The organism is Pseudomonas sp. B7 (genome assembly GCF_016735645.1).
Lineage (GTDB): Bacteria > Pseudomonadota > Gammaproteobacteria > Pseudomonadales > Pseudomonadaceae > Aquipseudomonas > Aquipseudomonas glycinae.
The window spans coordinates 38,084-57,606 of sequence record NZ_JAERRE010000014.1 but is presented as its reverse complement, the minus strand read 5'-3'; the positions used below and the strand labels follow the sequence as shown (position 1 = coordinate 57,606).

General features: G+C 56.8%; 20 protein-coding genes and 1 pseudogene. 11 read left to right on the top strand and 10 right to left on the bottom strand.

The window, feature by feature from the left end; genetic code table 11:
• Positions 1-11 precede the first annotated feature (11 nt).
• The 4 genes from JKA62_RS26245 to JKA62_RS26230 form a co-directional block, all read right to left on the bottom strand.
• A complete protein-coding gene (locus JKA62_RS26245; RefSeq protein ID WP_236676671.1) occupies positions 12-488 on the bottom strand; it encodes a phage infection protein in 477 nt (158 codons plus the stop codon).
• 82 nt (positions 489-570) lie between these two features.
• Complete coding sequence (locus JKA62_RS26240) at positions 571-825, bottom strand: hypothetical protein (RefSeq protein WP_011333705.1); 255 nt, start codon at positions 823-825, stop codon at positions 571-573.
• Between the two features lie 227 nt (positions 826-1,052).
• Positions 1,053-1,691, bottom strand: coding sequence for a response regulator transcription factor (locus tag JKA62_RS26235; RefSeq protein ID WP_011333706.1), 639 nt, complete (start codon positions 1,689-1,691; stop codon positions 1,053-1,055).
• Positions 1,692-1,843: 152 nt separating this feature from the next.
• Positions 1,844-3,811 carry an alkyl/aryl-sulfatase gene (locus tag JKA62_RS26230; protein WP_201820173.1) on the bottom strand — a complete coding sequence of 656 codons (1,968 nt, stop codon included), beginning with the start codon at positions 3,809-3,811 and terminating at the stop codon, positions 1,844-1,846.
• Positions 3,812-3,916: 105 nt separating this feature from the next.
• Between JKA62_RS26230 and JKA62_RS26225 the strand changes: the two genes are divergently transcribed.
• From JKA62_RS26225 to JKA62_RS26185, 9 genes and pseudogenes are all read left to right on the top strand, one after another.
• Positions 3,917-4,840: a LysR family transcriptional regulator gene (locus JKA62_RS26225; RefSeq protein WP_011333708.1), complete on the top strand. Its 924-nt coding sequence runs from the start codon at positions 3,917-3,919 to the stop codon at positions 4,838-4,840.
• Between the two features lie 92 nt (positions 4,841-4,932).
• On the top strand, positions 4,933-6,144 hold the full coding sequence (locus JKA62_RS26220; protein ID WP_041475219.1) for a colicin E3/pyocin S6 family cytotoxin: 1,212 nt from the start codon (positions 4,933-4,935) through the stop codon (positions 6,142-6,144).
• Entirely contained in the window at positions 6,141-6,371 is a 231-nt protein-coding gene (locus JKA62_RS26215) for a DUF7683 domain-containing protein (protein ID WP_041475220.1), read from the top strand. The genes JKA62_RS26220 and JKA62_RS26215 overlap by 4 nt, the downstream gene beginning before the upstream one ends.
• 71 nt (positions 6,372-6,442) lie before the next feature.
• Positions 6,443-6,694, top strand: coding sequence for a pyocin S6 family toxin immunity protein (locus JKA62_RS26210; protein ID WP_011333710.1), 252 nt, complete (start codon positions 6,443-6,445; stop codon positions 6,692-6,694).
• Between the two features lie 69 nt (positions 6,695-6,763).
• Positions 6,764-7,009: pseudogene (locus JKA62_RS26205) on the top strand (colicin E3-like toxin immunity protein).
• 143 nt (positions 7,010-7,152) lie between these two features.
• Entirely contained in the window at positions 7,153-8,313 is a 1,161-nt protein-coding gene (gene solA / locus JKA62_RS26200) for an N-methyl-L-tryptophan oxidase (RefSeq protein WP_011333712.1), read from the top strand.
• 86 nt (positions 8,314-8,399) lie between these two features.
• A complete protein-coding gene (locus JKA62_RS26195; RefSeq protein WP_011333713.1) occupies positions 8,400-9,233 on the top strand; it encodes a suppressor of fused domain protein in 834 nt (277 codons plus the stop codon).
• Between the two features lie 143 nt (positions 9,234-9,376).
• The gene (locus JKA62_RS26190; RefSeq protein ID WP_258399131.1) at positions 9,377-9,754 is read left to right on the top strand and encodes a hypothetical protein; all 378 of its coding nucleotides are present in this window, start codon (positions 9,377-9,379) and stop codon (positions 9,752-9,754) included.
• Between the two features lie 15 nt (positions 9,755-9,769).
• Entirely contained in the window at positions 9,770-10,294 is a 525-nt protein-coding gene (locus JKA62_RS26185) for a hypothetical protein (RefSeq protein ID WP_011333715.1), read from the top strand.
• 127 nt (positions 10,295-10,421) lie between these two features.
• On the opposite strand, the gene JKA62_RS26180 is transcribed toward JKA62_RS26185, so the two are convergent.
• The 3 genes from JKA62_RS26180 to JKA62_RS26170 all read right to left on the bottom strand — a co-directional run bounded on the left by JKA62_RS26180 (position 10,422) and on the right by JKA62_RS26170 (position 13,022).
• A complete protein-coding gene (locus JKA62_RS26180; protein WP_011333716.1) occupies positions 10,422-11,162 on the bottom strand; it encodes a hypothetical protein in 741 nt (246 codons plus the stop codon).
• Positions 11,159-12,334 carry an AAA family ATPase gene (locus JKA62_RS26175; RefSeq protein WP_041475221.1) on the bottom strand — a complete coding sequence of 392 codons (1,176 nt, stop codon included), beginning with the start codon at positions 12,332-12,334 and terminating at the stop codon, positions 11,159-11,161. The genes JKA62_RS26180 and JKA62_RS26175 overlap by 4 nt, the downstream gene beginning before the upstream one ends.
• A gap of 325 nt (positions 12,335-12,659) precedes the next feature.
• Complete coding sequence (locus JKA62_RS26170; protein ID WP_011333718.1) at positions 12,660-13,022, bottom strand: DUF6124 family protein; 363 nt, start codon at positions 13,020-13,022, stop codon at positions 12,660-12,662.
• 572 nt (positions 13,023-13,594) lie between these two features.
• On the opposite strand from JKA62_RS26170, the gene JKA62_RS26165 reads away from it, so the two are divergent.
• The gene (locus JKA62_RS26165) at positions 13,595-14,809 is read left to right on the top strand and encodes an aldose 1-epimerase family protein (RefSeq protein WP_011333719.1); all 1,215 of its coding nucleotides are present in this window, start codon (positions 13,595-13,597) and stop codon (positions 14,807-14,809) included.
• 329 nt (positions 14,810-15,138) lie between these two features.
• Positions 15,139-16,545: a GABA permease gene (gene gabP, locus JKA62_RS26160; RefSeq protein ID WP_201820168.1), complete on the top strand. Its 1,407-nt coding sequence runs from the start codon at positions 15,139-15,141 to the stop codon at positions 16,543-16,545.
• A 59-nt stretch (positions 16,546-16,604) separates the two neighbouring features.
• Here gabP and JKA62_RS26155 read toward each other — a convergent pair whose 3' ends face one another.
• From JKA62_RS26155 to msrA, 3 genes are all read right to left on the bottom strand, one after another.
• The gene (locus JKA62_RS26155; RefSeq protein WP_011333721.1) at positions 16,605-17,231 is read right to left on the bottom strand and encodes an eCIS core domain-containing protein; all 627 of its coding nucleotides are present in this window, start codon (positions 17,229-17,231) and stop codon (positions 16,605-16,607) included.
• A gap of 76 nt (positions 17,232-17,307) precedes the next feature.
• Complete coding sequence (locus tag JKA62_RS26150; protein ID WP_011333722.1) at positions 17,308-18,819, bottom strand: sensor domain-containing diguanylate cyclase; 1,512 nt, start codon at positions 18,817-18,819, stop codon at positions 17,308-17,310.
• Positions 18,820-18,977: 158 nt separating this feature from the next.
• Complete coding sequence (msrA, locus tag JKA62_RS26145) at positions 18,978-19,484, bottom strand: peptide-methionine (S)-S-oxide reductase MsrA (RefSeq protein WP_011333723.1); 507 nt, start codon at positions 19,482-19,484, stop codon at positions 18,978-18,980.
• Positions 19,485-19,523 lie beyond the last annotated feature (39 nt).

Here is a 19,523-nt window from a genome sequence, read left to right as displayed (position 1 = left end):
CAGTCAGCCAATCAATCCATCGAAAAATGCATTCGCATGTTCATCGCGGCATCGTACTGATTGCTGGCTACCCGGCGTTCGATCAGGCGATCTGAGCCTCCTTCGGCAACACGGCGTTCGATCAGGCGATCGGAGCCACCTTCGGCGACGCGACGTTCGATCAGGCGATCGGAGCCACCTTCGGCGACGCGGCGTTCGATCAGGCGATCGGAGCCACCTTCGGCGACGCGGCGTTCGATCAGTCGGTCGGATCCGCCCTCGGCAACACGACGCTCCATCAGCCGATCCGCCCCCCCTTCGGCAATCTGGGTCGGCGCCTTTCTGGCCCGGTGCTGTTGCACTGATGAAGTTTCTGAATCCGGAGCACTGGTTTCCTGTCTGTTAGCAACCGGCATATCAGGCAGGCAGCTTGCCCCGAATGCATGAGTGGCAACTATCCAGGTGGCTGAAACAATGGCGACGGGTAATACCAATCCAATAGTTTTCATCGTGATCATCCTGAGTCGTAGTGGGACTTCGTTAATGAACTTCCGGTTGCAACCAGACAGGTTTGAATTCAATCGAATACTTCTAATGGGAAACTCCATGTTCCTGTGCTGCCAGGCGAATACGGTTGTACGCAATCAAGCGCATGACGTAGCCCAGCTTGATCGCGGTCGGCCCGAGGATCGTCATCCCGTGCGCGCCGACCAGCGTGGGCAGGTTCAAGTGATCATCAAACAGATAAGCCAGGAAAATCCCCACCATCAACATGCCCAGGCCACCGACCAGCAACACGTGGGACAACTTCAGCACGCGGTACGAGTCTTCAAAAAAGTCATACATGTTGATCAGTCATCCCTGAGTCAATGAGTGGATCGATAAGTGTCGGCGCGCGAGGAAATCGCGAAGTCAATAACTTTGCCGGCCATCGCATTTGATGGAGGGATTTTACTGTTGGCGGTAGGGATCAACCATGTTGCATAAGTTTGGTTTTATCCTGCCAGCGTATGGAGAAGTCATACCAACGTATATAAACGACTAGTAATGTGCGCCGCATTTGGGCGTTAAATCTAATGGTTGATACCCAGACTTTCTGCCATTCGAACCAGATCGGCAAACGACTGCGCGCGCATCTTGCGCATGGCCTGGCTGCGGTGAATTTTCACGGTGATCTCGCTCAGGCCGATGGCACTGGCGATCTGCTTGTTTATCAGACCCGAGACGGCCAGCGCCATCACCGCTTGCTCTCTGACCGTGAGTGTCCCATGGCGTGTGCGCAATTCATGATGGCGGAGTTCGTACTCGCGGCGCGACCTGTCCCGCGTATGCGCGGCGACCACGGCGTCGATCATGGCCTGCTCGCGAAACGGTTTTTCCAGGAAATCGACGGCACCGGCTTTCATGGCGCGAACGGTCATGGCGATGTCGCCGTACCCGGTCATGAAAATGATCGGCAGATGGATGTTGGCGTCGGCGAGCGCCTGCTGAAAGACCAGCCCGCTGGTGCCTTGCAATCGCACATCCAGCACCAGGCAACTGGGCAGGTCAGGTCGCTGGTATTGCATGAAGTCGGCGACCGATCCGAACAGCTCGACCCGCAGGCCGATGGAGCGTAACAGGCTGCCAAGCGCCTCACGCAGAGGAGCGTCATCATCAATGATGAAAACGATGGATTCGGGGTTTCGCTCGGGTGCAGGTTCTACGTCCATACGCTGGATGGCTTCGCGGCGATCAGGTTGCGCAGGATGCGGAAAAACCCAATGGAAAACTTTGCCCGAGCCTCCGGTTTTCATTGGATTTTTCTTGGGTAAACGTCCAGAGGCCATCGACCGCTGTTCCGGTCATCGATGGCCTCGGCGAATCAGTTTCCTGCCCGGGCGACTATCGCAAAATTCCCCGGCGCCTTTTCCAACAGCCCCAGAAATCTCACGAGATCGACCTTGCTGCCATCCACCTTCAGATCATCGGAGGTGAATGCCTCCTTCAGCCCGGCGGTGCCGCCCAGCAGTTGGACGAACAGGTCCTTGGTGACACTCAGCGTTGCGTTGGCGTTCGCCGCCGTCGGGCCTTTTCGGTAGTGCAGCACGGCGTTCTCGATCCACAGCACGAACGATTCATTCGTATCGGTCAGCACCAGATTGAAGGTCCAGTTCTTGCCATCCGCCGCCGGCCCGTCGAGGCTCGCGGCCATGGCTTCGAGGAAGCGTTCGGTGGGCGTCTGCTTCATCAGTTCGATCAGGTCGGAGCGTTTGACGCCCTTGGCCGGGGGGCCGTTGCGCAGCTCCATGGCAGCGGTCAGGTAACTGTTGCGCCAGGTTGCCGATTCCGCCTGATAGCCCATCTGTTCGTACGCGCGGGCCAGCAGTTCCTTGGCGGCGGTGTCGTCGGGTTTGGCCAGCACGGCCTGATCCAGGAGCTCGGCGACCCAGCGATATTCGCCCTTGTCATAGGCCACGCGCGCGGCTTCGACCACCTTGGCGTTACCTCCCATCAATTCGACGTAGCGCTTTGCCGACTCCTTGGGCACCAGCGGATTCAAGTGCGCGGGGTTGCCGTCGTAGGCGCCCAGGTACAGCTGGTAGATCGCCTTGACGTTGTGGCGCAGGTCGCCGTAATAGCCGCGAGTGCCGAAGTACGAGGCCAGCGAATCCGGCAGCTGGATCTTGTCGGCGATCTCGTTGGGGGTGTAGCCGGCGTTCATCAGGCGCACGGTCTGGTCGTGCAGGTATTTGTAGACGTCGCGGTGTTTGGTGATGAATTCGCGGATCCGCTCGTTGCCCCAGATCGGCCAGTTGTGCTGACCGAAATAGACCTCGGTGTCGCCCAGCTCGTCGAGGGCGATTTGCATGTAGTCGGACCAGCGCAGCGCATCGCGGACCTTGGCGCCACGGATCGGCAGCAGGTTGTGCATGGTCTGCGTCAGCAGCTCCGCACCGCCGTATGCCTTGAGCGCGGGGATCGAAAAGGTCAGCTCGGCCGGGGCCTCCGCGCCGGGCATGTTGTGGAACACGAAGCTGACGCCGTCGAGCACCAGCGGCTGGATCGGCTGGTCGATGATCTGCGTTGGCGGCAGGATGCCCATGCTGCCGTACGCAACGTTCTTGCCCAGCCCGGTGTCGACAATGCCGGTGGCGCCCGGCGTCAGGTTCTTGCCGAACTGATACATCGAACGCCGCGCCATCGCCGGCCCCGCCAGAATGTTTTCGCTGGTGGCTTCCTCCATGAACCCGGCGGGCGCGACGATGGGAATGTTGCGCTGGGCCACTTCGCTGCTTGAGGTGATGCCCAGCACACCGCCGAAATGGTCGGCATGGTCGTGGGTGAAAATGATCGCGGTGACAGGCTTGTTGCCCAGATGCTCGCGAGCGAAGGCCAGCGCTGCGGCGGCGGATTCCCGGGAGGTCAGCGGGTCGACCACGATCCAGCCGGTTTGCCCGTCGATCAGCGTCATGTTGGCGATGTCGAAACCACGCAACTGGTAAATGCCCTCGCGGACCTTGAACAGGCCGATCTGTGCGTTGAGCATCGCGTGTCGCCACAGGCTCGGGTTGACGGTGGTCGGCGCCTGGCCTTCGACGAAGCGGTACGCATCGAAATCGATCAGGACATTGCCGTCAGCGCCAAGGATCTTGCCGGTGGGCCGGGCGATGAAACCGCGCTGGGCATCTTCCATGTCACGGTTGTCGCTGAGGTCCAGGCCCTTGATCGACGCCTGGATCAGCGCGGCCGTGGCGGGCGTGGCGTCGCCGGCTGCGACGCTGGGCTTGTTGTCGCAGCCGGCGAGGGACACCAGCGTCAGGGCAAGGATCGTGTAGAGGGTCGGTTTCATTCTTGTTGTTCTCCGAGGGTCGAATGCGCTCCAGCCTAGGGGCAGGGCGGCGATGTATCCAATGCATTGTTTACATCCGGATAATGCGTCGCTAGCATCGGGCGAATGGACCTCAAACGACTGTCACACCTTCTCGCCCTGGCCGATGAACGCCATTTCGGTCGCGCCGCCGAGCGCGTGCACCTCAGCCAGCCGGCCCTGAGCCGCAGCATTCAGGCGCTGGAAAGCGAAACCGGGCAGCGCCTGTTCGACCGCGACACCGGCGACGTCCGCCCGACACCGGCGGGGGTCTTTCTGATCGAGCGGGCGCGACGGTTGCTGTTCGATGCCCGTTCGCTGGAGCGCGACATGACGCTCTACAGCGATCGCCAACTGGGCAGCCTCGCCTTTGGCGTCGGGCCGTTCCCGGCGGCCATGTTGATGCATCAAGTCGTGCCGCGACTGCGCCTGGATCACCCGGCGGTTACCCTACGTGTGGAAGTGAACAACTGGCAGATTCTCGAAGCGCGGCTGCGCGCTGAAGGGATCGAATTCTTTGTTGCCGATATCCGTAACTTCACGGCCGAATCCGATCTTTTGATCCGCTCGCTGGGCCAGGTTTCGGCAGGCTTCTTCGTGCGTCCGGAGCATCCGCTGGCCGGGCGTAAAGTGGCGATGGGCGAGCTGGAAGGCTATGGCATCGCCACGACGCGCTTGCCCGAAGTCGTGAAACTCGAGACCGGCCGAACCCTCGGCATCTCGACCCGCCAGGTGCTGCCCATTGTGCTGGAGTGTGATGATGTGGCGTTGCTCAAGACCGTCGCAGGTTCAACCGACACCATCCTCGGCGTCATCCATGGCGCCGTGGCTGAAGACATTCGGGTGGGGCGTTTGATCGAGCTTCATGTTGTCGACAGACCGGGATTTCACTCTGAAATCGGGGTGGTGAGTTTGCTGGGCAGGAGCTTGTCGCCGACGGCTTTGTGTGTGATCGAGGCGGTGGTTGCCGAGATGCAATCCGTTCACGTCGAACAATCCCCACGTCTTTAGAGATACGTCCTACAGCCACGATTTTCCTGCTTCGTTAACGTCGTGCGGCCTCTTGCGAGGGGTTGCCGATGCATGAACGAAAGGACAAATCAGTGGCTGTTCAAAAGGACATTCCCCGGGTTCCCAACCCACCGGCGGGCGACGGGCATCACGTCACCTACCGCTACATGACGGCCACCGAACTGGCCGATCAGCAAGACCGACAAGACAAGTACGACGCCATGCTGGCGAGGCAGGACGCCTTCGAGCGTAGCCGTGAGGTGGCGGCGAACAAGCCTGATGCGGTGCGTGCCGGCTGCGTGTTTGCCAAGTCCTGCAGGTTGCCGGACGCGATCATCGATTACTCAAATCCGTCGGGGATGGTGCCGACAGACAGCCTGAAGGACTACGGCGAGCTGATTTTGCTCGGTGGCCGTGAGGCCGATGACAGCGGTGGGGTTGAGCTCAAGAAAATCAGCGGCACGGCCATTCCTGCGGGGCTGGGCACTTTCGCCCTTGCCGGTGAGGGGTTCAAGGCATTGCCCGCGATGGCCTCTGCTGCCGTCATCAGCCCGTTGCTCGGGCTGGTGGCGATGTTCATGCCCTCGAACCTGGGCGATAGCGCGCTTTACACCGAAGACCAGTTGCTCGCCCTCAAACAGGCCCGAACCCGCGTGCGCTTGCGCGTTGAACAGCAGGCCGATGGCAGCCTCAAGGGGTACGGCTTCTATACCGGCAAGAATCGCGATTGGGAGATGGTTGATGTCGTGCAGTTCACGGCACGCGATAGCCGGTTTGTTGCAGACCTCGGTGACGGTGTTGAGCTGATCTGGACGCCTGCCGTGGATGGTTCCGACATCCTCGGGATTCCTGCGCTGGAGGCTGCTCCGCAGGCGCCGCATATCTGGGTGTATCCGCCGACGAAAGCGGCGGACGGGATTCTGGTTAATCCGGTTTATCCGCCGGAGTATCGGGATTTCATTTTGGTGTTTCCGGCAGAGTCGGGGGTTAAGCCGGTATACATTGTTGTCAGCATCCACGCGGGGGACCACGAGTACCATCCGGCTCCTGACGTGCTCCCAGCCTTTCCTGATGCAAGAATCGTAGGCCGTAAAACGTCTGTACAAGGTGGTGGGGCGAAGCGCAAAAGATGGAAAACTGCTAAGGGCTTGATTCTTGAGTGGGACTCTATGCACGGTACGGTCGAAAAATATGATGCGAGAGGTAAACACCTCGGAGAGTTCGATCCGAACACAGGCGAGCCGACATCTACAAAAAAGAATAAAAAATCTAAAAAAGGCAAGAAAAGGAGCATTGAACCTTGAGATTTTTAGTAGAAGCTTTTGACATCGAGACAGACTTCCAGGCTTTCGTTATCGAATTGCCACAGGGATGTGATGAGCAAATCAAAGCCATCATGGGTTGGAAAGAAGAACCGCAGGGGTGGGAGGGCTATGATTTGAGCCAGCCACAAATGCAAGCAATCGAAGAGCTTGCCGGTAGGTCGATTGCGGATCGAAATTTCTATTTCCAACTGACATGCAATGTATAGACAGAAAAAGTAAAGGGGGCGGATCTATTCACGAGAATATATTTGGCCTTTTTTTCATGAAGGAACAAGCGATGCTCTTCCTTTCAATAACCGGCTTTTATCCCGATGACGTCCAAGACAACACGCTGCAATTCGAGTTGGATATCGACGGTAGCGAAATGAATGAAAAAGTTGCGCAACTCATTGAATCCAAGCCCCTGAGTGAACTGGAACCAGGTGAGTTGTTACTGCGCGAGGATCAGGTAGCGGCACTGGGAGCCCTGCTGAATGTCAGCTTCCCGAGCGGTCTGGAGTATTTCATGGGCACCTGTGCGAAGTACTGATACTGCGGAGAGCAAAGGGGACGGGGCCACCGTCCTTTTTTCGTCAAAAAAGATATTTGTGAGAAAGAGATGGGACTGGAACTGAGACTGGAGTGGTACGACACAGCAACCCTGCAATTCCAGGGCGAGGAGTCGTCAAGAAATCTGGGGGATAATGAGTCAGTATTGAATGCCTTAGGCATTCCAGTAGAGGGCAACATCAATAATGGCAGCTTCAACGTCGTCGAGTAGTGGGTCGCGACCATTCAGCCGTACTTTCAACATCAGATCGCTCTGAGTACCAACGACTATCAAATTTCGTTTGACTACAGCTAGCACCGACAGACGGCTAATTGACAGTAAATGGGACGCCCATCAGCTCGCTTCCCGCATTTTTGCCAGCGTGCGGCTTTCAGCGGATTGTTTTCCATCGCCTGATCCGCTTCACTGTGGCTCTTTTGCCTGAGCGGAAATCAATCATGGAACGATGCGAAGCACTGGTCATCGGCCTCGGCGCCATGGGCGCGGCCACGGTGTATCAAATGGCGAAGGCCGGGGTCAACGTGGTCGGCATCGACCGCCACCATCCACCGCACACATTCGGCTCCAGCCATGGGGACACCCGCATCACCCGGTTGTCCGTGGGCGAGGGCGCGCAATACGTGCCCATCGTGCGCAACTCCCACCGCATCTGGCGCGAACTGGAAGCGCTGTCGGGCGAGTCCCTGTTCGAACAGTCCGGCCTGCTGGTGCTGACCTCCAGTCCCGACCTCGACCCCGCCGACGAAACCGACTTCACCCTGCGCACCATCGCCCTGGCACAGACCTACGGCATCGAACACGAAGTCTTCGACGCTGCCCAGATCCGCCAGCGCTTTCCGCAGTTTGCCCAGGTGCGCGACGACGCCATTGGCTACTTCGAGCCCGAAGGTGGTTTCGTCAGGCCCGAACGCTGCATCGACGTGCAACTCAGACTGGCCGAACAACACGGCGCCACGCTCTACAAGGGCGAGACCGTGACCCACATAAGCTCGGACGAACAGGGCGTCACCGTCACCACCGACCAGCGCACTGTGCGCGCGGCCAAACTGGTGGTCACCGCCGGCAACTGGGCGGGCGGCTTGCTCGGCGCACCGTTCGACAGACTGCTCAGCGTCTATCGGCAAAAACTGTTCTGGTTCGAAACCGAGCCCGACGCAGGACTGGTCGGCCACTCACCCACGTTCATCTTCACTCATGGCCCGGACGACGATTTCTATGGGTTTCCCGCGTTGCCGGGGGAGGGCAGTTTGAAAGTGGCGACGGCGCAGTATCACAGCACGTCCACGCCTGAAACTCTGGATCGCACAGTCTCGGCCGAGGAAGAACGCGAGATGTACGAACAGCAGGTGAAGGGGCGCATTGCCGGGCTGACGGATCGGGTAGTGAAGTCAGCGGTTTGCGCCTACACCGTCACGCCGGATCGGCATTTCATCATTGATGAGCATCCACGGTTGCAGCACACGTTGGTGGTGTCGGCGTGCTCCGGGCATGGGTTCAAACACTCGGCGGCGTTGGGGGAGGCGTTTGCGCAGTGGTGTTTGCGAGGGGAGAGTGAGCTGGATCTTTCGTTGTTTTCGGTGGGGCGGTTTGAGGCATAGTGCCCACTATTCGAAAACAGATCCATTTAATGAAAATAGATTCGCCCCTTCATGGGGAGCGAACCGAAACCCCGCAAGGAACGCACATGAATTTCTTCAAGAAGCTTCTCGTTTCATTGAAACGTCCTAAAACCGAAGACGTCCAGCTCACATCACAACCCCTTGAAGTCCAGGAGCAGGATATCTACGACAGCATGACCGAGGCTGAAGCGGCAAATCTGGCTGCCCGAGAGGCCAGCGCAGCGTGCCGGGATCGTCATTGGGCATCAGTCGGCATAATCGAGCGCGATGTCCTTGCCTACATGATCAGTCCGAGCTTTTCCGGTGGCCCTTACTGGCCCTCGACTCGTCAGGCCTACCGGGTAGTTCGCCGTAACGACACAATCATCATCGCCACGGAAGGTCTGTCAGACCCATTCGATGACGCGGAAGAAATGGGCAATGGTTTCGAGATGGAGTTGTTCGTAGAAACTGCCGATATACCCGAACACGCCCGTGGCCCGGTGGGTGACGTCGATCCTTTCCAGCGCAGCTGGGCATTCGAACTGGTGGAACACGTTGCCAAAACGGTTGCGGACGCTGGAGGCTACACTCGCGGACTCGACAAGTACGGTGCGATGTCCATTGAAATTCCCGGGTTCAGCCTCTCGAATCACATGTGCGATCAATTCCCCAAACACTTTGTGACCGAAGACGACTCGACCGGTGTCTTGCTGGGCGCCCCGGAACCGGATTTCCCTACCCGGCTGGATGACATGCCGTTATCCCCTGTGAGAATGGTTCCGGTGGTACTGATCACCGCGTCGGAGCTTGAGTACATTCGTGCTGGCGGGCGGGCAGCACGCGATGACCTGGTGGTCCGATTGAAGGCTGCGGGTGTCGGGCATGTGAGCAGTTTGCAGCGTGAGAGTGTTGTTTGACGCTGCAGTGTTCTCAGGTTCCCTTGCTGGTCACGCCTGCCCAAATCGAGATTTTCGCCAAAGACTTGTCCGCCTTTTAATGACGAGGGCAACCTCAAAGGTTTGAGCCGCAAATGAGCAAATTGGGTTGCAGATGTGGGCACGTGATTGTCGATCAGACTGACAGCTTGCCCTACAAGGCGAGTTTACTTCGCGACGAAGTAGAGGATGCATTCTGGGAAGAGGTAAACCAAGAACTCAAGCCCCTGATGACTGCTGCCGAGTCGGGAGACAAGGCTGTGATCGATGGGGCGTTCGGTGAGTTTGCACCTTGGGTCAACGCGACCGACGAATTGATAAGCCGATTATCGAGCCTCCACATCCACCGGACGTTAGATGTTTATGAATGCACGAACTGTGGGCGTCTTTGGGTGCAGAAGGGCGCGGGTAATCAGTTCGTTTCATATGTTCCGGAAGAGGGTGGATATCAGGCGATTTTGTCGGCGACGTCAGGCGATTCCGAGAGCCTGGATTGCGAATAAATAGGGAACTGCTCAGTGTCTAACCGCTATGCCGCCTCCCGAGACAGGATGGCGAATGACTTGAGAAATGCGCAGCTGCTGCAGGGGCAGCGACTTGCTGAGTTATTGCATGACCAATATTACTTTAACGAGGAAAAGTGCCTGTCTGACGTAGGGCCGTTGCTCTGGCGGTGTGGCGAACATCAGAAAGTTGCGATGTACCTGCTGAGCGATGGGGAATGTGTTGGAGCTGATGAGTCCGATCTGGAACCTCCCACTCCCTTCACACTTGATGCCGCGAGCTTCTGCTCGTGGCGTAGGGAAAATCTGCTTCGCAACAGGTCTGCTCTCTTCCTCGAAGGCAAAATCATTACAGCGGTTCAAGGTGTTGTCGATAAAGTGGCAGGCGGAGAGGTTTGGCTTGTCGGCTTTCAAGTTGCCTTCGAGACAGGCGACTGCCTGATCTACCTGAATCAAGGTGACGGTGCAGTCGTTCTGATTAACGAATGGCCCAAGAGGTTGGAGGGTGTCGAAACCTGCTTGGTGACTGCGCTGGAATGAGCGTTTTGTTTAATAGCAGCTTGGGCGAAAATATATGCGTCCCCATTTTTTCGGTAGGAGCGGTCGCGGATGATATGGACGATCAGGAAGACGGTCGGCCAAATAAACAAGCATCCGCCAATCCTTGTTATATCGCGTGTAAAACGCTGATTAGTCGTTCATAAAATTTCGCAAAACTAGGCATTTCCTCTGCAAGTTTTCTGCAGTCCATTCCATTGGCTTCTAACCAAGTTAACAGACGCTCGTTAGTAGCTTCCCCTTCAAGTATGGTGCTAAGCATCTTCTTGGCAGAATTCGGGGATTTATCATTACCGGAAAGCTCCTCTAAGTCAGCGCAATGCTGATATGGATTCTCCTTCGCGGCGCATATGAACCATGATTCTGATTTTGGCCTCGGTACCATCGGAACTCCTCTAGTGAATTCGGCACGCCTAAAGCCCTCTTCAATTGAGGTTTTTTTTTGCTCCCAGATATCGCTCGGATCGCTGTTAGTACCATCGGAATCTCTGAATAGTATTGCTACTGCGACGTCGCCTTCTGCCGCTTCTAACTCTTTCGATATCTCGCCAAGCATTAAGGCGTTGAAAAAGAAAAGCCCAGTCTCCACTCCGTGTTTACGTCCTGCAAAGACGAAGCCGCGCCGCTCATTTTTCTTCGCTGCAAGCCGCTGTGTTAAGTATGCTTCGCTGTAATACCTGTAGGTGCCGAGGTGCGTCTGTAATGGGCTATACTGCATCACCTCTTCGATAATGTAGTCAATGATATATGTCAAGGGGCCTAGTTTATACATCTCATCCTGGCAAAACCCTGCGTGATTAATGCATGCCCCGAGATCGCTTACCCCTTCACCACTACATACTACGATCACATAGCACCCTTTTCCAAATTAGAGCTTTCATCCGCATCGAGCTTTGCACATTCACTAGTGAGATTAGTTAGGCTTGTGTCTACAAAAGCCTCGCCAGGGCCCATTATTGCTAGTTTTTTTTGCATTCTCGGAATGCTGAACAGCGGCCGACTCCGGGTGCCACCATCAAATGTACGATACACAAAATGTACAGATTTCTCAGCTACTTCATCGGATAAGTAATTTAAGATCATGGGACTATGTGTGGTGACGATAACTTGCTGACCTGTATTCTGTAGTAAATGAACAAGGCGCTCTACGATTTCAGGGTTAACTCCATTTTCAACTTCATCAAACAGAAGTGTTGCATTGCCCGATCCCGCTTGAGCAAGAATCGCCAATATCCTGAGTAGCCCATCGTTAACGTGCTTGGCTTCAGTTTCAATAATCTCTCCATTGAATTCTTCAATGATTGATAGTTTTTTCCAGCCGGCTCTTTCCTGCTTAACTTTAAAGTCTAGTACGGCAGGGTAGAACTCTCGCAATAGCGCTGTGAGTTTTTCTCGTTCTTTGCCTTTTATATTGTAGAGATACGGAGAAAGCTTTTCTCCACCGGTGCCAATGTCTATCGCGGCTTCTCGCGATGAGTTTCTCATTAGGTGAGGGGATAGGAGTTCTAGTGATCTAATGTTTAATATTGCATTTCTTACTTCAATTATTTCCGGGCTTAATACGTCATCCTTTAGCGCAGAAAGGATGGAGCCGACATAGTTAAACTCGATCTTAGATGGTTGTGTGTTAAGTATGGAATATCGGCCTCTCGTAAGATTGAATATATATTCGCCCTCGGCTTCAAATATTCTCTCTAGTGTGCAGGAAAGGCTGCTCCTGTTGAAGCTTCCGACCCACGAAAAAAGTTTTCCGCTTTTGACCCTTACCGTTATTCCGATGATGATGTTGGAACTATTGGACAGTTTTGAATGCAAGTCCGAAACGCTCCAGCCGCGTTTTGATAGCCAATTGGTAACGTCGCCGCGCATTAGGTGGGAGGCAAAGTCTAGAAGTTGAAGTACGCTGCTTTTTCCAGCCCCGTTTAATCCAACGAGGCAAGTAAAGTTACCCAGTCCCGTCTTTTCGTCAAGACTAAAGTTGGCTAGTGATTTGAAGCCGTTAACGCTAAAACCTACGATCATAAGATTCCCAGTCTGGCATCCCTTTGATACCTTCTCTTTTTTACAGCAATTCATCGGTTCTACGCAATTATCGCACTCAAGACGAATTGGAGGCTGAGCTCCCTCATCTCATCCGATGAGCTAGCTAAGCCCCGCTCAGCTTAGTCGATTCATGGGGGCGTTTTTGGCCTACTGCTACAATCTCCTTCAGGTCCTAGCGTCAGCTCCAACGTTACAATCACGTCGGGTCGGCTAATGGCCGATAGCTGCCATTAATTTTGGCAGCTTCGGCTGACATCGTTTTCTCCGACCCTCTACTAATCAGTCATGACAGAGGGGTCGGCTTTCAGGTCTTCACCTCAACATGATCCAGCGCCTGATTCACCGCCAACTCACTTAACATCACCAACTGCGCAATCCCGATCGCCGTCTTGCGATGGGCAGGCTCAAGAGTCGCCGCAAAGTTGTTGAGCATTTCGCTGGCCGACCCCAGTGATTCGCTGGCGTTGGCCAGGAGGGATTCGGTGTTGTAGGCCGGGTTGGCCAGGTACATGGGGTCGTGTTTGTGATGGCTGCCCATGATCCGTTGTTGCGGAGTGAGGTAGTGGTCGAGTGCGCGTTCGGCCGCTTCGTTCAGGGTCCGTGAATCCGGAAATTTGTAGGGGGAAACCGGATCGGTTTCCGGTGGGTTCGGTGTTGGCTTGAACATAGATGTAACTCCAGGGTGAGAAAGTGGAGCCATCAGCCTCGCTACCAAACGAGGGTGGTGGCCATACGGAGGTTGGTAGACCGGTCACCTGGATACCCGGCGCGTCCGAAGACGCCCTACGCATGGCCACCATAAAACGAGGACGAAAGAGTCCCTGCAATCTGGTGTTGCGATGCGACAGGTAATCCGGGCTACCAAACCCGATCACTGTTTTTCAGTGACCGGGAAACGATAAAACCCGCACCCCAGACGCACAAGCCGGCGAATTCTGGCGTAGTCGTAGGCAATGACGCAAGACGCTGTAGCCGTGGGGAAGTAATGCCGGGCGTTTCTAAACACCATTCGAAAAACGCTTAAACACGTCGCCCTCGCCATGTCGAAATCAGTCGTCCATGCCGCTCCTGAATAAAAGCGGACTCCAGCCTGCGGGATCACGCGATCCCATCGATTTCAATTTTCCTGTCCGTACCCATTCTTTCTCGGCACCTACCAGCGCACATCACTTTTTAAGCTTGATGAAACGTTTCAGCAGGTTTATAAAAACGGCACAACTCCAAGAAAAGGCTGCTCCCATGACCCCGCTCAAACTCGTTGTTGCCCTCAGCGCACTGTCCGCTGCCTCTCACGCCATGGCCTGGGATTACGTTCTGCTCGACACCGACAAAGCCGCTCAGAACTGGCAGATCACCAGCCAGCAACTCGGCGTGAAAACCGACAAACCCTTCAGCGTCAGCCTGCGCACCTTGCATGGTGGTCGGCAGGAGGGCGTCAGCATCGTCGACATCGATAACGGCACGATGAAACTCTCGGTGGTGCCAACGCGGGGAATGAACGTCTTGCAGGCCTCGGTCGGCGATGTGCGCATGGGCTGGGATTCGCCGGTCAAGGAGGTGGTCAATCCGTCCTTCATCGAACTCAATGGCCGCGGTGGTCTGGGCTGGCTCGAAGGTTTCAATGAGCTGGTGACCCGCTGCGGATACGAATGGGTCGGCCACCCCGGCGTCGACAACGGCGAACTGCTGACCCTGCACGGCCGGGCCGCCAACATTCCGGCGAACAAGGTCACCCTGCACATCGATGAAACGCCACCGTACGCCATCACCCTGCGCGGTGAACTGAAAGAGCAGGCGTTCAAGAAAGTCGACTTCTCGGTCGCCACCGAACTGGTCACCGAACCCGGCAGCGTAGTGTTCGCCCTCAACGACACCCTGACCAACAACGGTGACTATCCGAAGGAATACCAGGCGCTGTACCACAGTAACTTCAGCACCCCGTTCCTGGAGCAGGGCGCTCGCTTCGCCGCGCCGGTGAAACAGGTTTCGCCGTTCAACGACAAGGCCAAGGGCGATTTGGCTGAATGGCAAACCTATCGCGCACCGACCAAGGACTACGACGAAACGGTTTACAACGTCGTGCCGTATGCCGATGCCAAGGGTGATACGTTGACCGTGTTACATAACAAGGCCGGCAGCCTGGGCGTTTCGGTCGGCTTCAATACGCAGACATTGCCGGTGTTTTCCCTGTGGAAGAACACCGATACCCAAGGCCAGGGCTATGTTACCGGGCTGGAGCCGGGGACGAGTTTTTCCTACAACCGCCGTTATCAGCGGCCACTGAACCTGGTACCCACCATCGGGCCGAAGGAACACAAACAGTTCCGCATCAGCTACAGCTTGCTGGCGGATAAGGCGGCGGTGGATAAGGCCTTGAAGCAGGTGAGCGACATTCAGGGCGGGCGGGAGACCGAGGTGCGGCAGACACCGTTGGTTGATCTGACCAAGGGCTGACACCGGCCAGAAAAAGTGGGGACTGATTTATTTTTCCTGAATAAATCAGCGCCCCTTTTTTATTCTGTGATGGCGCTCTCGAACGGGCCCGAATGCCATTCACCATGTCGAAATCAGACACCGTTGTGCCGCTCCCAGGCTATTTGCGATCAACTCCAGGCACGTAAGGTGACGCATCATTTCATCGCCCTGCGTCGTCGTCCGACCGATTTTTAACGCTGCAGCGCTTGAGGTGCGCCGCTCTGGAGCAGGGCAACAGGAAGAAATGATGATCGCCTGACACGTCGTCAGTACGCCCAAACGTCGATCACCAGAGAACAACAAAAACAATGAATAGTCTGAACTCGAAGGACTCGAACGGTCAGTTGGCGCAGGGCTTCAAGCCGCGTCATGTCACCATGCTTTCCATTGCCGGCATCATCGGTGCGGGGCTGTTTGTCGGCTCCGGCCACGCCATTGCCGCCGCCGGCCCGGCAGTCTTGCTTGCTTATCTCTTCTCCGGTCTGCTGGTCGTGCTGGTCATGCGCATGCTCGGTGAAATGGCCGTGGCCCACCCGGACACGGGATCGTTTTCCACCTATGCCGATCAGGCCATCGGTCGCTGGGCGGGGTTCACCATCGGTTGGTTGTATTGGTGGTTCTGGGTGCTGGTGATTCCGATTGAAGCCCTGGCCGCCGGGCATGTGTTGAATCAGTGGTTTCCTCAGGTCGATGCGTGGTTGTTCGCGTTGCTGTCGATCATTTTGCTGGTGGTGACCAACCTGTTCAGCGTGTCCAAATACGGCGAGTTCGAGTTCTGGTTTGCGATGGCCAAGGTGGTGGCGATCATCGGGTTCATCGGGCTGGGTTTTGCGGTGTTGATGGGCTGGATTCCGGAGCGTGAGGCCAGCGGATTGAGCCGCTTGATGGAAGAGCACGGCGGGTTCGCCCCGAATGGTTTGTCGGCGGTGGTCGGGGCCTTTATCACCATCATGTTCAGTTTTATCGGGACCGAAGCGGTGACCATCGCGGCCGCCGAATCGAGCAACCCGGCGCAGAACATCGCCAAGGCCACGCGCTCGGTGATCTGGCGCATCGGCGTGTTTTATCTGCTGTCGATTTTCGTGGTGATTTCCGTAGTGCCCTGGAACGATCCACTGCTGGCGTCCGTCGGCTCATATCAGCGGGCTCTGGAGCTGATGAACATTCCCAACGCCAAATTTCTGGTCGATGTGGTCGTGCTGATCGCGGTGGCCAGTTGCATGAATTCCTCGATCTACATTTCCTCGCGGATGCTGTTCTCGCTGGGCCGACGCGGCGATGCTCCGCAACCGCTGAAAGTGACCTCCGCGGCGGGCGTGCCGAGAGCGGCGGTGATTGCCAGCACCGTGATCGGTGCCGGGGTGACGCTGTTCAGCTATTTCATGCCGGCCGGGCTGTTTCAGTTTCTACTCGCCAGCTCCGGTGCGATTGCGTTGCTGGTGTATCTGGTGATCGCGGTCTCGCAATTGCGCATGCGCCGGATGCTGCGTCGGCAGAACGTCGAGCTGACGTTTCGCATGTGGCTGTTTCCATGGCTGACCTGGCTGGTGATCGCGTTCATCTGCGCCGCGCTCGCGGTGATGATGGTGACGCCCGAGCATCGTCTGGAAGTGACGTCGACCATCGGCCTTGCGCTGACGATTTCCTTTATCGGACTGGTGACCACGCGGCAGCATGGGCAGATGAGGGCGGTGGTTTCGGCGGGCAAGGCCTAGGGTTTTTCTGGTGCTTGAACGGTGGGGCTATCCCCGGCATGGACGCAGGGGAGGTCCGATCACCGGGCTTCGGCTCGCAGCCAACGTCTGACTTCGCCCTGTATCGCGTAGGCCGGAGCCTCGACCGCATTGAAATCCTGCGTATACCGCTGCGCAAACCCGTCGACGCCCCATTCCTGAAACTGCTGCACGTGCTTCAGTTCGTGCGCCCAGAGCGCGACGTTGTGTTCCGCGGTCTCAGCGTCGCGGAACAGAATGATGTCGATCAGCGTCACTGCACCGACATCCGGGTTTTGCAGGATGGCCGTGGCGGCGTTGTATTGGCCGTCGTTGGTGATTTTGTAGTGCACAGCATCGAGGAAACTGGGTTCATACCAGCGCAGCAGTTGCTCCCGGATGTGCGGGGGAATCGGTTTGATGTCGGTGCTGGCGGCTTCGGCGCGGGCCTGAGTCAAGCCCTGCGCCAGGACCGGTGCTGCCATCCGGAAAAGGTCTTCAGACAGGCGCACCGGATCCGGCAGGCAAATGCAGCTGTCGAGGCATACTTGTTTTTCGCCGGCAGGGCATGGGTCAGCCTGGGCTGGTGCTGCAAGCGTCAAGCAAAGGACCAAGGACAAAAAGGAGGGCGCGCCAAAGGCCTCTCGGTGTACGACCCTTTCATTTTGCGTTGCCCCATACATAGTCATTCCATCTACGGGTTGTCAGCGCGAGAGGCTCGGGGGAGGGGCATGGTGGTTTTCTCCCGCGTGGTTTCACTTAAGGCTAGATCAAGCCCGGCAGTTTCACCGACCTGTTTCGCCCCAAGGCCTTGGCACTGTACAGCGCCTGATCGGCGGCTTCGATCAAACCTTGCACAGGGGTTAGTCGGGAACCGGCGGCAGTGGCAATCCCGATGCTGACACTCACTCGTCCCAACGGGCTGGATTCGTGGGAAATGTTCGCTTGCTGCAACCGGTCGAGGATCAGTTGCGCCACGATCTGCGCACCTTCGCTGTCGGTATTGGGCATGATCACGCCCATCTCTTCACCGCCATACCGCGCCACAAGATCCGAGGGACGGCGCACGCACGTCTCCACGACGTTGCCAACGCGTTGCAGGCAATCGTCGCCGGCAACATGCCCGTAGGAATCGTTGAACAGTTTGAAGTAGTCGATATCAATCATCAGCAGTGCCAAGGACGTGCCGTCGCGCTGCGCTCGTCGCGCCTCCAGGTCCAGCGTCACATCGAAACAGCGTCGATTGGCCAGACCGGTCAAGGCGTCCTTCATCGCCAACAACTCGAGTTGCCTGTTTGACGAAAGCAACTGCTGCTGAGTGCCCATCAACTCCGCTTCTACTTGGGTTCTGCGTCGGATATCCAGTATCAAAAACCAGCCGATGAGACCGGTAAGCGCCAGCAGGCCCGTCACCACCACGGCCGATAGCAGCGCTTCCGTTCGCCACGCGGCGAGGGCTTCGCGTTTCCCGAGTGCGACGGTCGTGATCAGCGGCAGCCGGTCACTTTTGCGAAAGGCGTAGAGCCTTTCCACACCGTCCAGGCTGGAGGTGAACGAGGCGGTGCCGACAGAGTGATCCACCAGGTACTTGGCGTAGATCGGTGACTTTGAAAAGTTGCGCCCCATGTCCTGCTCGCGGAAGGGGTAGCGAACCAGCAACGTACCATCGGTATAGGACAACCCGATGGCACCCTCCTGGCCGACATCGATCTTTCCAAACAGCCGTAGAAAGTTTTCGATGCCCAAGGTCACCGCGACCACACCGGCAAACTCACCGCGAGCATCATTGAAGCGTCGACTGACGGTGATGACCCATTCCTGATTGGTGCGGCTCTGAATGGGCGGACCGATAAAGGTCTCGGGGGAGGGATCATCGCGGTGATGAATGAAATAGGCCCGATCACTGCTATTTGCCCCGGCCGGAATCGGCCGGTTGGAGGACATCAGCCAGCGTCCCTGACTGTCGTAGATGGTGATGCCGCTGAGCTGTGGCATCAGCGGCTCCTGCCGGTCGATCAGCGAACTGATCCGCTGGATCTGAACGGGGCCACTCCCTTCGGTTTCCAGGCGTTCGACGAGCCCGAGCAAAAGCGCCGAACTTTGGCGGACAATGCCTTCGGAATAGGTGACAAGCGCCTGGGTCAGGTTCAACCCGTGAACGTCCACTTCCTCCAGCGCTCGCTCTCGAGAGGCCAGCACCTTCCAGACAGTCAGTGAGGCCAGGGAACAACCGATAACCAACAGCAAAAGCACAACCAGGTGTGTATCTCGCTTCACGTCACTACCTTATGGAAAGTCCGTTTTTCCGTTCCAGAGGCTATTGGATCAAGGCAATAACGGCAGCCGTTCGTCCTCATCGTGCGCAAGGATACAAGCAGTCAGGTGTCGCTGCAGCAATAGATGAACGGCTTACAGCACCGAGCCCCGCTGGACCTTCAACCGCGTTTCGGCAGCTTCCAGTTCGGGCGAATGAAGTGGCAGGTGTAGCCATTCGGAATGCGCTCGAGGTAATCCTGATGCTCCGGCTCCGCTTCCCAGAACGGCCCTGCCGGTTCGATTTCGGTAACCACCCGGCCTGGCCACAGGCCCGATGCATCGACATCAGCCGCAGTGTCTTCAGCGATATCGCGTTGCTGCTCGTTCAGGTAATAGATCGCCGAACGATAGCTCGGACCGAGGTCGTTGCCCTGACGGTTGGGTGTGCTCGGGTCGTGGATCTGAAAGAAAAACTCAAGGATCTGCCGATAGCTGATCACAGCAGGGTCGAAGACGATTTCGATGGCCTCGGCGTGATTGCCATGGTTACGGTAAGTGGCGTTCGGCACATCGCCACCGGTGTAACCGACCCGCGTCTGCAGCACGCCGGGGTAGCGGCGCAACAGATCCTGCATGCCCCAGAAGCAGCCGCCGGCGAGAATCGCAGTTTCGGTTTGAGTGGTCATGGCATGTCCTTCCTCTCGAATGGGTCGCAGATGTTCCTT

Excerpts from the sequence above, each read along its gene's own strand:
- JKA62_RS26175 (WP_041475221.1), bottom strand. The coding sequence starts at position 12,334 with ATGATCGTAGGTTTTAGCGTTAACGGCTTCAAATCACTAGCCAACTTT.
- solA (WP_011333712.1), top strand. The coding sequence starts at position 7,153 with ATGGAACGATGCGAAGCACTGGTCATCGGCCTCGGCGCCATGGGCGCG.
- JKA62_RS26155 (WP_011333721.1), bottom strand. The coding sequence starts at position 17,231 with ATGACTATGTATGGGGCAACGCAAAATGAAAGGGTCGTACACCGAGAG.
- gabP (WP_201820168.1), top strand. The coding sequence starts at position 15,139 with ATGAATAGTCTGAACTCGAAGGACTCGAACGGTCAGTTGGCGCAGGGC.
- JKA62_RS26195 (WP_011333713.1), top strand. The coding sequence starts at position 8,400 with ATGAATTTCTTCAAGAAGCTTCTCGTTTCATTGAAACGTCCTAAAACC.
- JKA62_RS26240 (WP_011333705.1), bottom strand. The coding sequence starts at position 825 with ATGTATGACTTTTTTGAAGACTCGTACCGCGTGCTGAAGTTGTCCCAC.
- JKA62_RS26230 (WP_201820173.1), bottom strand. The coding sequence starts at position 3,811 with ATGAAACCGACCCTCTACACGATCCTTGCCCTGACGCTGGTGTCCCTC.
- msrA (WP_011333723.1), bottom strand. The coding sequence starts at position 19,484 with ATGACCACTCAAACCGAAACTGCGATTCTCGCCGGCGGCTGCTTCTGG.
- JKA62_RS26165 (WP_011333719.1), top strand. The coding sequence starts at position 13,595 with ATGACCCCGCTCAAACTCGTTGTTGCCCTCAGCGCACTGTCCGCTGCC.
- JKA62_RS26170 (WP_011333718.1), bottom strand. The coding sequence starts at position 13,022 with ATGTTCAAGCCAACACCGAACCCACCGGAAACCGATCCGGTTTCCCCC.
- JKA62_RS26210 (WP_011333710.1), top strand. The coding sequence starts at position 6,443 with ATGCTCTTCCTTTCAATAACCGGCTTTTATCCCGATGACGTCCAAGAC.
- JKA62_RS26235 (WP_011333706.1), bottom strand. The coding sequence starts at position 1,691 with ATGGACGTAGAACCTGCACCCGAGCGAAACCCCGAATCCATCGTTTTC.
- JKA62_RS26245 (WP_236676671.1), bottom strand. The coding sequence starts at position 488 with ATGAAAACTATTGGATTGGTATTACCCGTCGCCATTGTTTCAGCCACC.
- JKA62_RS26225 (WP_011333708.1), top strand. The coding sequence starts at position 3,917 with ATGGACCTCAAACGACTGTCACACCTTCTCGCCCTGGCCGATGAACGC.